The sequence below is a fragment of the Pseudomonas sp. A-R-19 genome (genome assembly GCF_019956575.1).
Taxonomy (GTDB): Bacteria; Pseudomonadota; Gammaproteobacteria; order Pseudomonadales; family Pseudomonadaceae; genus Aquipseudomonas.
This window is the reverse complement of sequence record NZ_JAHBDR010000046.1, coordinates 40,349-54,398: the sequence shown is the minus strand read 5'-3', so window position 1 is coordinate 54,398 and position 14,050 is coordinate 40,349. Positions and strand designations below refer to the sequence as shown.

Below are 14,050 nucleotides of genomic sequence, written 5' to 3'. Positions count from 1 at the left end.
CCACTTGCGGCCCTGAATGAAGGAACAATCGCACATGGCCGTGATAACAGGCACTACGAGCAACGATGATCGTTTGGGGACAAGTGAGGCCGACAGCATTACCGGCCTGGCCGGAGATGACATTCTCGACGGCGGTGCGGGCCAGGATAAGGCTATCTATATGGGCAACGCCGGCGACTACCGCTTTGGCTGGAGCAACGGCCAGCTGACGGTCACCGACCTGAATGTCGCTGATGGCGATGAGGGTACCGATTACCTGCGCAATATCGAAAGCCTGCAATTCGCCGACAGGATTCTGAGCGTCAAGGCGGGCGGCGAAAGCCGAGTCAGTACGCTGACGCCGATGACTGTGGACAGTATCTCCATTACCGGACTGGCCGACGGTGGGTGGCTGGTGTCCATGCAGTCCTCTGATTCAGTCAATGGGAAGGATATTTTAATCCAACGCTACAGTGCAGCAGGCGAGCGGTTGGGCGATGAGATTGTTGTCGCCCCTTCGCAATACAATCAGGAATATTCCGATGTCGCCGGGCTGGCTGACGGTGGCTGGGTGGTTACCTGGTACACCTACCAGCTGGTCGACACTGGCGACATCTATGCCCGGCGTTTCAACGCGGCGGGTGATGCAGTGGGTGAACCATGGCGCGTCAATACCCACACGGCTGAAAGCCAGAACAGCCCGGCTGTTACAGCACTGGGTGATGGCGGTTGGCTGGTGGTATGGATGTCGCGGGACGTCGCTGGCAATAACTTCACGATCGAGGCCCAACGCTATGACGCAGCGGGCATGGCTGTGGGGGGTGAAACCCAGGTCAACACGACGACAGGGGATAATCAGATCGTACACTACAGCACTGACGTGACGGCCCTGAAGGACGGTGGCTGGCTGGTGACCTGGCATGCGAATCACCCAGACGAAAGCCGCTTCGATATCTATGCCCAGCGTTACGATGCAACCGGTAACCGGGTAGGCAGCGAAACTCAGATAAACACCAACACGCTGGATGTCCAGTACATTCCTGCGGTCACGGCCCTGAAGGACGGTGGCTGGCTAGTGAGCTGGTCATCAACCAGCGTTGCTACCAATAGTAGCGATATCTACTTCCAGCGCTATAACGTCAATGGCCAGGCGGTCGGCGGTGAAACCCTGGTCATAAACAACCCTGACTATGCCACTCAGTCTCAGAGTTACTCCGATGTAACGGCATTGGCTGATGGCGGCTGGGTGGTGACCTGGGAATCGGGCGGCGAACAGGATGGCAGTGGGCTGGCTATCTATGCCCAGCGCTACAACGCAGCGGGCCAAACCGTCGGTGGCGAAACCCTGGTCAACACCACCACTGACGGCTCACAGGTTTCCGCCAAGGTCACGTCTCTGGAAGACGGCGGCTGGGCAGTGACCTGGATGTCCATAGGACAGTCCAGTCATGCCAATGACGGCGTCCATGTCCAGCGCTTCAGTGCGGATGGAACCGCGGTACGGCTGGAGGTCACTGGCGGGAGCGGTGATGACACGCTGAACGGTCAGGGCAACGTGCTGCTGGCCGGGGGTGCTGGCAATGATACTTATGCAGTGGGCGACAGCCTGATTCAACTTCGTGAAGAGCTGGGTGCCGGCACTGACACGGTCAAGTCGGCGGTGAGCTGGGTGCTGGGTGCCAACCTGGAGAACCTGACGCTTACAGGTACTTCGGCGATCAATGGCACCGGTAACGGCCTCGCCAACACGCTGACCGGTAACGACGCCGCCAATACGCTCAATGGCGGTGCCGGCGCCGATGTGATGATCGGCGGCCTGGGCAATGACGTCTATTACGTCGACCATGCCAGCGACGTAGTCAGCGAGACCTCCGCCATCGGCGGCGTCGACACCGTCGTTTCCAGCGTCAGCCGCACTCTCGGCAACTACCAGGAGAACCTGACCCTCACTGGCAGCGCGGCGCTCACCGGCATGGGCAACAGCCTCGCCAACACGCTGACCGGTAACGCCGCCGCCAACCAACTCTACGGCGGTGCCGGCAATGACTATTTAAATGGCGGCGCAGGCGCCGACAGGATGACGGGGGATGATGGTTCCGACATCTACTACGTCGATAACGCGGCTGACGTCGTGGTTGAAACCAATGCCACGGCCAGCACCGGCGGCAGCGACACGGTCTACAGCTTTCTCAACGCTTACACCCTCGGTGCCAACGTCGAGAACGGGCGCGTCCTCGCCACCGGGATCGCCGCCCTGACGGGTAACGGCCTCGACAACACCCTCTATGCCGGGGTCGGCAACAACGTCCTCAATGGTGGTACCGGCGTCGACACCGCCTCCTACCTCTATGCCGCCAGCGCAATCACCGCCAGCCTGGCCGTGACCACAGCCCAGGCCACCGGCGGCTCGGGCGCCGACACCCTGATCGCCATCGAAAACCTCACCGGCTCCAGCTACAACGACACGCTCACGGGTAACGCCGCCGCCAACCTGCTGAGCGGTGGCGCCGGAAACGATACGCTCGCCGGTGGTGCGGGCAATGACGTGTTGAATGGCGGCACTGGCGCCGACGGCATGACGGGCGGTGATGGCTCCGACATCTACTACGTTGAGAACGCCAGCGACGTCGTGGTTGAAACCAATGCCACGGCCAGCACCGGCGGCAGCGACACGGTCTACAGCTCTCTCGGCGCCTACACCCTCGGCGACAATGTCGAGAACGGTCGTATCCTCGCCACCGGGGTCGCCGCCCTCACGGGAAACGGCCTAAACAACATCCTCTATGCCGAAGTCGGCAACAACGTCCTCAATGGCGACACCGGTGTCGACTCGGCGTCCTACCTCTATGCCGGCAGTGCCGTCACCGTCAGTCTCGCCGTGACCACGGCCCAGGCCACCGGCGGCTCAGGCGCCGATACCCTGATCGCCATCGAAAACCTCACCGGTTCCAACTACAACGACACGCTCACGGGCAACGCCTCGGCTAACTTGTTGAGCGGTGGCAGCGGTAACGATACGCTCGACGGTGGGGCGGGCAATGACGTTCTGGATGGCGGCGCAGGCGTTGACAGGATGACGGGCGGCGATGGTTCCGACCTCTACTACGTCGACAACGCCGGCGACGTGGTTATCGAAACCAATGCCACGGCCAGCACCGGCGGCAGCGACACGGTCTACAGTTTTCTCAGTGCCTACACCCTCGGCGCCAATGTCGAATACGGTCGCCTCCTCGCCACAGGGGGCGCCGACCTGACAGGCAACAGCCTCAACAACACCCTCTATGCCGGGGCCGGCAACAACGTCCTCAATGGCAGCACCGGCGTCGACACCGCCTCCTACCTCTATGCCGGCAGCGCCGTCAGCGCCAGCCTGGCCGTGACCACGGCCCAGGCCACCGGTGGCTCAGGCTCCGACACCCTGCTGGGCATGGAAAACCTCACCGGTTCCAGCTACAACGACACCCTCACGGGCAACGCCGCCGCCAACCAGCTGAACGGCGGCGCCGGCAATGACGTCCTGATCGGCGGGATGGGCAAGGATGTTCTCACCGGCGGCGCCGGCAACGACATCTTCGATTTCAACGCCCTCGCTGAAACGGGGCTGACCAGTGCCACCTGGGACATCATCAGCGACTTCGTCCAGGGAACCGACAAGATCGACCTGTCGACGCTCGATGCCAACACGGCGACGGCCACCAATGAAGCCTTCACCTCGATCATCGGCAGTACCGCAGCCTTCAGTGCGGCTGGCCAGTTGAAGGTTTCAGGGGGCGTGCTCTACGGCAATACCGATGCCGACAGCGCCGCCGAGTTCGCTATCCAGATAGTCGGACTCAACAGCGCGACCACGGCGGACTTTATTCTTTAACGGGCGGATCCAGCATCTGACAGGGTGGCGCGTAGCGGGTCACCCTTGATTTTCCAGATGCTCCAGGGCGAGTTGGTTTTCGTTGATCTTGAAAAGCCGGGAAGGGAGCCGGTCTGAGAAGCGGCTCAGGAATTTTTTTGCCGAAGGTTTTTTAGGGGATTGCGGAAATTGGCAAAAAAGATGCGCAAACGATGGGATCGCCGACGCAGCCTTGACCCAAACCCCAGAAACGACAAAGCCCTGAATAATCAGGGCTTTGTCGTATAAAGATGGCGGAGGCGATGGGATTCGAACTCATGGACCTGTTACAGTCGACGGTTTTCAAGACCGTTGCCTTAAACCACTCGGCCACACCTCCGTTTGCGTTGCGGGCGCCATAATACCTGAATGAAACACACTGTCAAACTCTCTGCATAGCTTGTTACAGGGCGTCTGTTATGATCTTTGCGACTGAACGTTTCAAACCAACAGGAGTGTCGCCATGCGCGAACAGGATTACGCAGTTAATAACAGCGTGCAGGCTGAGCAGCTAGAGGTTAGCCGCGTCCTGCGCAACACATACGGCTTGCTCGCCCTGACCCTGGCTTTCAGCGGTGTGATGGCCTTCGTTGCCCAGCAGATGCGTGTTGGCTACCCGAATATTTTCGTGGTGCTGATCGGCTTCTACGGTCTTTTCTTCCTCACCAACAAACTCCGTGATTCGGCCTGGGGCCTGGTGTCGGCATTTGCCCTGACCGGTTTCATGGGTTTCCTGCTCGGCCCGATCCTCAACCGTTACCTGGGTATGCAGGGCGGCGCTGAAGTGGTCAGCTCGGCATTTGCAATGACGGCGCTGGTGTTCGGCGGTCTGTCGGCGTATGTGCTGATCACCCGCAAGGACATGAGCTTCCTCGGCGGTTTCATCACGGCAGGCTTCTTCGTGCTGCTGGGTGCGACGCTGGCGGGCATGTTCTTCCAGATCAGCGGCCTGCAACTGGCGATCAGCGCAGGTTTCGTGCTGTTTTCCTCGGTCTGCATCCTGTTCCAGACCAGCGCCATCATCCATGGCGGCGAACGTAACTACATCATGGCCACCATCAGCCTGTATGTATCGATCTACAACCTGTTCATCAGCCTGTTGCAGCTGTTCGGCATCATGGGCCGCGATGATTGATCGTCAGCATTAAGTAAAAAACCCGCCTAGGCGGGTTTTTTATTACCTGGAATTCAGGGTCACTCGACAATGACAATGCTGCCGTCGGCTTGCTGACGGTAGATGGTGTAGGGCAGCAGCAGTGTATCCATCGCTCCGGACACGACCACGTCGAGTAGCACAATAGCCGGGGCGAAACTATGTACCTGCGCATCCCGACCCTCTTCGAGGGGCGCATTCAGGTAGCAGAAATCGTAGGTCACGCCGCTATAGATTCGCGGTACCGCGCCGCAATAACTCTTTTGTTCCTTGAGGCTTTTTGCGGCCGCTTCGTCACTGCGTACAACCGTCTGAATCGTGCCACAACCCGCCAGCATCATTGCCACGAGTAGCATTGCCTGAGTTTTCATGCCGTCAATCCTTCGCCGGAAACCGTCAATCTACTTCAGTCGCAAACAAATATCACTCACGCCATGGGCGGCAACCGGCGCTTGACCGGGGTTTTCTTGACGATCGCCGTATTGGTTTCGGCGTGGGTGTTGAGGCGGTCGAGCAGGGTGTCCAGTTGTTCCATGGAGCGCACATGCAGGCGTGCGATGAAGCAGTCGTCGCCGGTGACCTTGTCGCACTCGGTGAACTCGGGAATGGCCATGATTTGCCGTTCCACTTCCTGCAGTTGCCCCGGCAACGGGCGAATGCGCACGATGGCCTGGAGTTGATAGCCAAAGCTTTTCGGGTCGATTTCTACGGTGTAGCCCTTGAGCACGCCACGCTCTTCCAGGCGGCGTAGTCGCTCGGCGACGCTGGGGGAGGACAGGCCGCTGATTTGCGCCAAAGCCTTGAGCGAACGTCGCGAGTCTTGCATCAGGGCCGTGATCAGCACCTGGTCGATGTCATCGGTCATGGCGAAATCCTCTGTTAGGCGTTTTTTCATAATCGCCTTTATAAAAAAGGCAGATTCAGAGTTTATCCTGCTTTTTGCTATGGAGTGACGCCTGGGTGCATTGGCATACTTTGCCCACAAACACAGGAGTCTGATGATGGACAAATCCCTACGCCGCGGTTCGTTCGAGATGACGGCCGCCATGCTGATCTCCGGCACCATCGGCTGGTTCGTGCTGGTGTCCGGGCAACCGGTGCTGGATGTGGTGTTCTGGCGCTGCCTGTTTGGTGCCGGTACCTTACTGCTGATTTGCGCGGCTTTCGGCTTTCTGCGCCCTGGCATCCTGACCCGCACCACGTTCTTGCTCGCCGTGCTCAGCGGTGTGGCGATTGTCGGTAACTGGGTGCTGTTGTTCGCGTCCTATTCCCGGGCGTCGATTGCCATCGGCACCGCTGTCTACAACGTCCAGCCGTTCATGCTGGTCGGGCTGGCGGCACTGTTTCTTAATGAAAAGATCACCACGCAGAAGTTGACCTGGCTGGGCGTGTCGTTTCTCGGGATGCTGGCGATCGTCAGCGCCCATGGCAGCCAGGGCGAGAGCGGCAGCGATTACCTGACGGGCATTGCCCTGGCGTTGGGCGCGGCGTTTCTCTACGCGATTGCCGCGCTGATCATCAAGCGCCTGACCGGAACCCCGCCGCATTTGATTGCGCTGGTCCAGGTCAGCACTGGCGTGCTCTTGCTCGCGCCATTCGCGAATCTCTCCGTATTGCCGCAGGCGCCGAGCGCGTGGGCCAGCCTGGTGACGCTGGGCATGGTGCACACCGGTGTGATGTACGTGTTGTTGTACGGCGCGATTCAAAAACTGCCGACTGCACTGACGGGGGCGCTGTCCTTCATCTACCCGATTGCAGCGATCTTCGTCGACTGGTTTGCCTTTGGCCATCGCCTGGAGCCGCTGCAATGGATCGGGGTCGCGGCGATTCTGCTGGCCGCTGCCGGCATGCAACAAGGTTGGTCATTGAAGTTTCGGCGCACGGTGACGCCGTAACCCGCGACCCAGGCGTCAGATGTTCCAGCGCGGCGCGCTCTTGGCCAGCCGCTGGCGCATCTCGCCGATGTTGGCGGCCAGTTGTTGGGTCAACAAGCGGTACCCGTCCAGGGTGTTGTAGACCGGCGCATCAAGGCTGACCAGTGGCAAATCCATGGACCGGTTGAGCCGCTGGGCGGCGCCTGATTTCAGCGCCCGGGCCATGCCGATCAACTGCACGCGAATCTGTCGATGCTCGGCTTTGAGTGCCGTTTGCAGCAGTCTCATTGCCTCGGGGTCATTGGCATCCGGTCGGGTATTACCGAGGATTTCCAGGGTGCTGACGCACATGCGCAGGTTGCGCTGGAGGGCATCGAGTTCGGTCATGGAGATCTTCACTTCCTTGGACACCGACGGCATCAATGAGCGAAGTTGCACCATCGCCGCGTTCAGGCGAGTCATGAGCTTGAGGTGTTCGTCAGCGGTGATGGCCTGGCCGTCAATGATGCGTCCGTAGATTTTCGCGCAATCTCGCAGCGCATCGGCCAGGTTGTAGCGCCAGGAGTAAACGGCGTACAGCGGCAGGGCGAAGGAAAACGCCAGGGCCAGGGCAATGCCGATCAGGATGTCCACCCCGCGCCACAAGCCATCGGTGACCGGGTTGTCGCCGTGCCCCGCGACGATAAACACGGTAATCGCCGACAGCAGCGCGGTGTAGCCGCCCTTGCCGATGGCGTGGTACGAGAAAAACCCGCAGACCACCGACATCGCGAAATAGGTCAGCCACGGCATCCCGAGCCAGGCCTGTTGCGCCACCAACACCAGGCCGACCCCGGCGCCGATCAAGGTGCCGATGGCACGCTCGGCGGCTTTCTTGCCGATGTTGCCATGGTGCTGCAAGCCGCCGATCACCACCAGCATCGTCACCGATGCCCACTCACCGTGGGGTAGCTTGATCCCGGTGGTGAGCAGGATCGTCGCCAGCAATCCGAGCGACACCCGCACCGCGTGGATCAACCGGGCGTGGCGATAGCGCTGGTACGGGTCCAGCAACGGACGCAGCAATCGGCGCAGTAGCGGTGGCAGTCGTTGGGCTATGGATGTACTCAGGCTGGATCTCCTCAGAAGATGTAGTCGGTGGTCAGGAAGCTCGAACTGCGGCCGCTGATGATCTCGCTGATCAGGTCCTTGTTGGTTTCCTGGAACTTGGTGGCCACCAGGGTGCGGATCGAAAACACCCGCAGTGCGTCATGGACCGACAAGGTGCCTTCGGCGGAGTTCTTGCGACCATTGAAAGGATAGGTGTCCGGGCCGCGCTGGCATTGGGCATTGAGGTTGATGCGCCCGACCTGATTGGCGAAAGTATCCACCAGCCGGCCGACCGCCACCGGGTTGGTGCCGAAGATGCTCAACTGCTGGCCAAAGTCCGACTCCAGTACGTAGTCGATCACGGTATCCAGATGACGGTACGGCACGATGGGGATGACCGGGCCGAACTGTTCTTCCTGATAAACGCGCATCTGCGGCGTGACCGGGTACAGCACCGCCGGGTAGAAGAACGACGCCCGGGCCTCACCGCCGTTGGGGTTGACCACCTTGGCGCCTTTGCTCTCGGCATCCGCCACCAGTGCATGCAGGTAGTCGACCTTGCCCGATTCCGGCAGGGGTGTCAGGGAGACGCCGCTTTCCCAGGGCATGCCGGGTTTGAGGTTGGCCAGCCGGGCATTGAATTTTTCGATGAAGGACTCGACCACGTCCTCGTGGACAAACAGGATCTTCAGCGCGGTGCAGCGCTGGCCATTGAACGATAGCGAACCGGTCAGCGCCTCACTGACCGCATTATCCAGATCCACTTCCGGCAGGACGATGCCCGGGTTTTTCGCATCCAGGCCCAGCGCCGCGCGCAAGCGGTGAGGTCTGGGGTGGAGTTTTTTCAGGTCGCTGGCGGCCTTGTTGGTGCCGATGAAGGCAAAGATGTCGATCTTGCCGCTGGCCATCAGCGCGCTGACCGTCTCGCGACCGCTGCCATAGATGACGTTGATCACCCCGGTCGGGAAGCTGTCGCGGAAGGCTTCCAGCAGCGGGCGAATCAGCAGCACACCGAGTTTGGCCGGCTTGAACACCACGGTGTTGCCCATGATCAGTGCCGGGATCAGCGTGGTGAAGGTTTCGTTCAACGGATAGTTGTAAGGCCCCATGCACAGGGCGACGCCCATTGGTACGCGACGGATCTGGCCGAGGGTGTCCTGTTCCAGTTCGAATCGGCTGGAGCGGCGGTCGAGTTCCTTCAGCGCGTTGATGGTGTCGACGATGTAGTCGCAGGTGCGATCGAACTCCTTTTCCGAGTCCTTGAGGTTCTTGCCGATCTCCCACATCAGTAACTTGACCACGGCGTCGCGCTGCTCGCGCATGCGCCCGAGGAAGGTTTCGACGTGCTGGATACGTTCGGCCACGCGCATGGTCGGCCACAGGCCCTGACCACGGTCGTAGGCGCGGACCGCGGCGTCGAGGGCGGTCAATGCGGTGTCGGCATCCAGCAGCGGCGTGCTGCCGAGGATCACTTGCTCGTCGCCATTCGGGCCGCTCAGGTACACCGGGCTGCGGACCTGGGCCAGTGGCCCGTTCCAGGTTCTCAGTTGGCCATCGACCAGGTACTCACGCTGCTCGGTCTGGCCGTCCAGGCGGTACTTTTCCGGGATGTCGGCGGGGCTCGGGAACAGGTTCTGGAGAATATTGGCTGTGGTCATGTCGCTACCCCTCTGGATTGGGTGATGCACTGATGAATCGTTTTAGCAGACCTCGGCAACGCTTGTCATGACTCATCTCAGGGTTTTGCCGCACGGCGTGATCGATCGCGAATTTACCGGCGCCGCCGTCATGGCCTCAGAAGCGCCCCTTGTTGGCCCCCAATGCCCTCAACCCGTCCACGCGGGGTGCCTTAGTGTTGACTCTCCTTGATCACAACAAAAAAAGCTGTACCCGGCTGGCCGGGCAGCCAATGAGAGGACAGCCATGCGGGCAAGCCGATTAACTGAAAAGCCTAGCCTTTGTTTGGCCCTGGTGGGGTGCGTCTTTGCGGTGTTGCTGGCGGGGTGCGGGGAAGAGCCGAAAACCGCGCCGAGCCGTAGCGAAGCGGGCGCCGCGAGGCCCGCCGATGCCGAGCTGGCGCAGGTCTACGACAACAGCTGCAAGCTTTGCCATGCCAACCCGTCGGCCGGGGCACCGCTGACCGGCGACATCAAGGCCTGGGAGCCACGGGTATTGCAGGGCGCCGACACGCTGCTCGATCACGCGATCAACGGTTACAACGGCATGCCGCCGATGGGCATGTGCATGCAGTGTTCGCAGGAGCAGTTCCTGGCGCTGATTGCCTTTATGTCCGGCCAGCAAATCCAATAATAAGAAGGCAGGGTGCGATTCATGACGATGGACCTGACACGGCGTCAATTGTTGCAACGGGCGAGCGTCATCGGCGCCTTTACCGCGCTCGGCTCAACGCCGGCACTGGCCGAGCTGATGCGCGCGCCACGACTGATTCCCTGGCGCAACTGGTCGGGTGGCCAGAGTTGCCTGCCGGCGGCGCGGCTGGCGCCGAGGAACCTCGATGAGTTGACGCAAGTGGTGCGCCAGGCTCCCGGCAAGATTCGTCCGGTGGGCTCGGCGCATTCCTTCAGCGCGCTGGTGCCCACCGACGGCACCCTGCTGTCGCTGAGCTATTTCACCGGATTGCTCGATCACGACCCGCAAGCGCTGCAAGCCGAGTTTGCCGCCGGCACACCGATGTCACGCATGGGCACGCCGCTCAAGGACATCGGCCAGGCCCTGCAAAACATGGCCGACATCGATTACCAGACCCTGGCCGGTGCGATCTCGACCTCGACCCACGGTACCGGCAAGCACTTTCAATCCTATTCGGCGCATGTCTGTGGCTTGCAGTTGGTGACTGCCAGCGGCGAGGTGTTGGACTGCGACAGTACGCGTCATCCGCAGGTGTTCAACGCGGCGCGGGTGTCGCTGGGTGCACTCGGGGTGGCCACGAAAATTCGTCTGCAGAACCGCCCGGCCTATCGGTTAAGGGAGCGCCAGTGGATTGCCAAGACCGAAGAGTTGCTGGAAGACCTGGACAAGAACACCCGGGAAAACCAGCACTGGGAAATGCTCGTGGTGACCCATTCCGACTACGCCTTGTCGATCGCCCTGAACGAAACCACCGACCCGGCCACACCACCGGTGCCGGCGGATGAGGAGGGTGGCAACGAGTTTGTCACGCTGATCGAGAAGATCGACAAATACGCCAGCGACTTCCCGGACCTGCGCCGCACGATGCTCAACAGCCTGCGCCACCTGGCCAGTTTCGATGACCGGGTGGGCGACTCGTTCGACATCTACGCCAACGTGCGCACGGTGCGTTTCAACGAAATGGAGTATTCCGTGCCGGCCGAATACGGCCCGGCGTGTTTGCGCGAGATCCTCAAGCTGATCCAGGACAAAGACCTGCGCACCTGGTTTCCAATCGAATACCGTTACGTCAAGGCCGACGACATTCCCCTGAGCATGTTCGAAGGCCGCGACAGCTGCTCGATCTCGGTCCACCAGCACTACCAGATGGATCATCACAACTTCTTCGCCGCCATCGAGCCGATTTTCTGGAAGTACAACGGCCGGCCGCACTGGGGCAAGTTGCATACCCTTAACGCGAAAAACCTGCAGCCGCTGTACCCGCGCTGGCAGGAATTCATCCGGGTGCGGCAGGAGCTCGACCCCAGCGGCAAATTCCTCAATGCGCATTTGTCTTCGATTCTGGGGGTGAGCTGATGGCCGTCAATCGCCGCAGTTTCTTGCTCGGCACTGCGGGTGTCGGCGTCTTGTTGGTCGGTGTCGGGGCGTGGCTGCGGCCGGGTGACCGGGGTGAACCGTACAGCGATTACTTCCGTATGCTGAACCGCGAACTCAAGGACCACGGCCCGATGCGTCCGGTGATGCTGATCGACCTTGATCGGCTCGATCACAACATTGATGTGGTGATGCAATCGGTCAAGCGCGGTGGCAAACACCTGCGGTTGGTGGAAAAATCGCTGCCGGCGCCGGGGCTCTTGAGCTACATCGCCCAGCGTGCCGGCACACAACGCCTGATGTCGTTTCACCAACCGTTTCTCAATCATGACGCCGTGCAGTTTCCCGGCGCCGATATTCTGTTGGGCAAGCCGCTGCCGGTGCGTTCGGCCGAGTTGTTTTATCAGCTGCACAAGGGGCCTTTCGACCCTTCCAGGCAATTGCAATGGTTGCTCGATACACCGGAGCGCCTGCAGCAATACCTCGCCCTGGCCCAGGGGCTGGGCACGCGAGTGCGGGTGAACATCGAACTGGATGTCGGCCTGCATCGCGGTGGCGTCAGCGACCTTGGCGCACTCGGGCAGATGCTCGCGCTGATCAGCCAGCAGCCGCAGCACCTGGAGTTCGCCGGGTTCATGGGCTACGACCCGTTCGTGGGCATGGGCGTACCGGGGATTCTGGGCTCGCCTGAGGAGCTGTTCGCCAAGGTGATGCTGATCTACAACCGCTGCGTCGATTTCACCCGTCAGCAATACCCCGCTTTATGGCGCGAAGGGTTGACCCTCAATACCGCCGGCAGCCCGAGCTATGGCATGCATGAGCACGAACAGCTCAGCAGCGAAGTGTCGGTGGGGACGGCGATGCTCAAGCCCACTCACTATGATTTGCCGTCGCTGGTGGAGCATGTGCCAGCGGCATATATCGCTACGCCGGTATTGAAAAGCACCGGGGCGGTGAACATTCCGGCGCTGGATGACAAGTCCAGGCTGTTTTCCTGGTGGGACACCAATCAGCGCGAGACCTTTTTTATCTATGGCGGTAACTGGATGGCCGAGCTCGAATCGCCAGCGGGGTTGCAGAGCAATGGGGTGTATGGCCGCAGCTCGAACCAGGAAATGGTCAATGGTTCGGCGGCGGTGGGGCTGGCGGTTGAGGACCAGGTGTTCTTGCGGCCGACCCAGACGGAGTCGGTGTTGTTGCAGTTCGGGGATTTGCTGGCGGTTCGGGGTGGGAGGATTGTGGATAGCTGGCCGGTGTATTCCTGAAGTTTGTTGGGTGATTGTTCCGACGCCTTCGCGAGCAAGCCCGCTCCCACAGGGGAATGCATTCCAAATGTGGGAGCGGGCTCGCTCGCGAAGGCGTCCTTTCAGTCAAAACGCATAGGGAATACTCACCTTCGCCCAAAGCATTTCCCCTTCAGGCCGGTTTTCCACGTCGAACTCCTTGGCCCAGCGAATCTCCGCGCTGGCGTATTTGAGAAAGGTCCAGTGCAGCGCCGGACCAATCGCAAACACCTGGCCGCGCACCCCGTCGTTGACGTCCTCGCCATTGAACTGCACGGTGTGGCCGAACTGTTTGTCGTCGGTGGTTTGCTTGAGGTAGTAGCCGTTCAACCCGAGCATCAGGTCGTCGGTGATCTTGAAACTGGCGGAATAATCGAAGTGGAAAATCTGCCCTGACTTGTAGTCGGTGTCCTTGTTTTTTTCGTTGAAGCTGTAGGTGGTCTTCATCGACACCTCGGTCCTGTCCGTCGGCAGCCAGGTGAAGGAAAACAGCGGTTTGTAGGTGTAGAAGTTGTTGCTGGTATTGGCCAGGCGATCGACGCTGTATTCGCCGGTCGGCACCGTGACTTCAATGGCGGCGCCGAGGGTCAGGTTCGGGCCCATGTCCCAGAGAATGATCGGCGCAACTGTGGTGTCGCCCATGCCTTCGCGGGTGTCCTGCGGCAGACCGAACACCGAGACTTCCTGCTTGAGCCAGGGCTGCGCGATGTAGCCCGCCAGCCGGCCGCCAAACACGCGCACCGGGCTGAGGTAATCCAGGCGCGGAATGACCGCCGTGGATTCGATCTCGACGTTCGGCACCTTGCCGCCGAGCGAGCTGATGTTCAGCTTCGTGGCCTTGTAGTGGTTGTAGTAGAGGTTGAAGGCAACCATGTTGTCCGGAAGGCTGTCGGGCGACAGCGGCAACATGAAAAAGCCGTCGGTGCCGGGGCCGATATTGTCCACGCCAGCCTCGGTGGCCAGTGCCGGTTGCAGGGCGCAGACGCCGGCCAGGCTGAAGACCAGTAGGGGAAGTGTCGTGCGGGTCGGGGTCATGGGTGTA

The 14,050-nt window shown here is 60.7% G+C and carries 11 protein-coding genes and 1 tRNA gene; 6 read left to right on the top strand and 6 right to left on the bottom strand.

The window, feature by feature from the left end:
* Nucleotides 1–34: 34 nt before the first annotated feature.
* A complete protein-coding gene (locus tag KGA88_RS31550; RefSeq protein ID WP_317851665.1) occupies nucleotides 35–3,847 on the top strand; it encodes a M10 family metallopeptidase C-terminal domain-containing protein in 3,813 nt (1,270 codons plus the stop codon).
* 270 nt (nucleotides 3,848–4,117) lie between these two features.
* On the opposite strand, the gene KGA88_RS10870 is transcribed toward KGA88_RS31550, so the two are convergent.
* Nucleotides 4,118–4,205: transfer RNA gene (locus tag KGA88_RS10870), tRNA-Ser, on the bottom strand.
* 123 nt (nucleotides 4,206–4,328) lie between these two features.
* Between KGA88_RS10870 and KGA88_RS10865 the strand changes: the two genes are divergently transcribed.
* Nucleotides 4,329–5,000, top strand: a complete 672-nt coding sequence (locus tag KGA88_RS10865; RefSeq protein WP_103393095.1) for a Bax inhibitor-1/YccA family protein — start codon at nucleotides 4,329–4,331, stop codon at nucleotides 4,998–5,000.
* 59 nt (nucleotides 5,001–5,059) lie between these two features.
* On the opposite strand, the gene KGA88_RS10860 is transcribed toward KGA88_RS10865, so the two are convergent.
* A complete protein-coding gene (locus KGA88_RS10860; protein ID WP_110657088.1) occupies nucleotides 5,060–5,389 on the bottom strand; it encodes a YceK/YidQ family lipoprotein in 330 nt (109 codons plus the stop codon).
* 56 nt (nucleotides 5,390–5,445) lie between these two features.
* Nucleotides 5,446–5,883, bottom strand: coding sequence for an Lrp/AsnC family transcriptional regulator (locus KGA88_RS10855; protein ID WP_015094848.1), 438 nt, complete (start codon nucleotides 5,881–5,883; stop codon nucleotides 5,446–5,448).
* A 136-nt stretch (nucleotides 5,884–6,019) separates the two neighbouring features.
* Here KGA88_RS10855 and KGA88_RS10850 point away from each other — a divergent pair, with 136 nt between their 5' ends.
* On the top strand, nucleotides 6,020–6,913 hold the full coding sequence (locus tag KGA88_RS10850) for a DMT family transporter (protein WP_110657089.1): 894 nt from the start codon (nucleotides 6,020–6,022) through the stop codon (nucleotides 6,911–6,913).
* Nucleotides 6,914–6,928: 15 nt separating this feature from the next.
* Here the strand turns inward: KGA88_RS10850 and KGA88_RS10845 are convergent, their stop codons facing one another.
* Complete coding sequence (locus tag KGA88_RS10845) at nucleotides 6,929–7,978, bottom strand: FUSC family protein (RefSeq protein ID WP_223590935.1); 1,050 nt, start codon at nucleotides 7,976–7,978, stop codon at nucleotides 6,929–6,931.
* Nucleotides 7,979–8,013: 35 nt separating this feature from the next.
* Entirely contained in the window at nucleotides 8,014–9,639 is a 1,626-nt protein-coding gene (locus tag KGA88_RS10840; protein ID WP_110657093.1) for an NADP-dependent glyceraldehyde-3-phosphate dehydrogenase, read from the bottom strand.
* A gap of 265 nt (nucleotides 9,640–9,904) precedes the next feature.
* Between KGA88_RS10840 and KGA88_RS10835 the strand changes: the two genes are divergently transcribed.
* From KGA88_RS10835 to KGA88_RS10825, 3 genes are all read left to right on the top strand, one after another.
* Nucleotides 9,905–10,291: a c-type cytochrome gene (locus KGA88_RS10835; protein WP_110657095.1), complete on the top strand. Its 387-nt coding sequence runs from the start codon at nucleotides 9,905–9,907 to the stop codon at nucleotides 10,289–10,291.
* A gap of 117 nt (nucleotides 10,292–10,408) precedes the next feature.
* A complete protein-coding gene (locus KGA88_RS10830) occupies nucleotides 10,409–11,707 on the top strand; it encodes a D-arabinono-1,4-lactone oxidase (RefSeq protein ID WP_411740843.1) in 1,299 nt (432 codons plus the stop codon).
* A gap of 74 nt (nucleotides 11,708–11,781) precedes the next feature.
* Nucleotides 11,782–12,990 carry a DSD1 family PLP-dependent enzyme gene (locus KGA88_RS10825; protein ID WP_181431982.1) on the top strand — a complete coding sequence of 403 codons (1,209 nt, stop codon included), beginning with the start codon at nucleotides 11,782–11,784 and terminating at the stop codon, nucleotides 12,988–12,990.
* Nucleotides 12,991–13,095: 105 nt separating this feature from the next.
* Here KGA88_RS10825 and KGA88_RS10820 read toward each other — a convergent pair whose 3' ends face one another.
* A complete protein-coding gene (locus tag KGA88_RS10820) occupies nucleotides 13,096–14,043 on the bottom strand; it encodes a transporter (RefSeq protein WP_110657101.1) in 948 nt (315 codons plus the stop codon).
* Nucleotides 14,044–14,050 lie beyond the last annotated feature (7 nt).

What these genes read in the sequence shown, in the direction of transcription:
- KGA88_RS10855 (WP_015094848.1), bottom strand. Translation starts at nt 5,883, where the DNA reads ATGACCGATGACATCGACCAGGTGCTGATCACGGCCCTGATGCAAGAC.
- KGA88_RS10850 (WP_110657089.1), top strand. Translation starts at nt 6,020, where the DNA reads ATGGACAAATCCCTACGCCGCGGTTCGTTCGAGATGACGGCCGCCATG.
- KGA88_RS10830 (WP_411740843.1), top strand. Translation starts at nt 10,409, where the DNA reads ATGCGCGCGCCACGACTGATTCCCTGGCGCAACTGGTCGGGTGGCCAG.
- KGA88_RS10820 (WP_110657101.1), bottom strand. Translation starts at nt 14,043, where the DNA reads ATGACCCCGACCCGCACGACACTTCCCCTACTGGTCTTCAGCCTGGCC.
- KGA88_RS10860 (WP_110657088.1), bottom strand. Translation starts at nt 5,389, where the DNA reads ATGAAAACTCAGGCAATGCTACTCGTGGCAATGATGCTGGCGGGTTGT.
- KGA88_RS10840 (WP_110657093.1), bottom strand. Translation starts at nt 9,639, where the DNA reads ATGACCACAGCCAATATTCTCCAGAACCTGTTCCCGAGCCCCGCCGAC.
- KGA88_RS31550 (WP_317851665.1), top strand. Translation starts at nt 35, where the DNA reads ATGGCCGTGATAACAGGCACTACGAGCAACGATGATCGTTTGGGGACA.
- KGA88_RS10835 (WP_110657095.1), top strand. Translation starts at nt 9,905, where the DNA reads ATGCGGGCAAGCCGATTAACTGAAAAGCCTAGCCTTTGTTTGGCCCTG.
- KGA88_RS10865 (WP_103393095.1), top strand. Translation starts at nt 4,329, where the DNA reads ATGCGCGAACAGGATTACGCAGTTAATAACAGCGTGCAGGCTGAGCAG.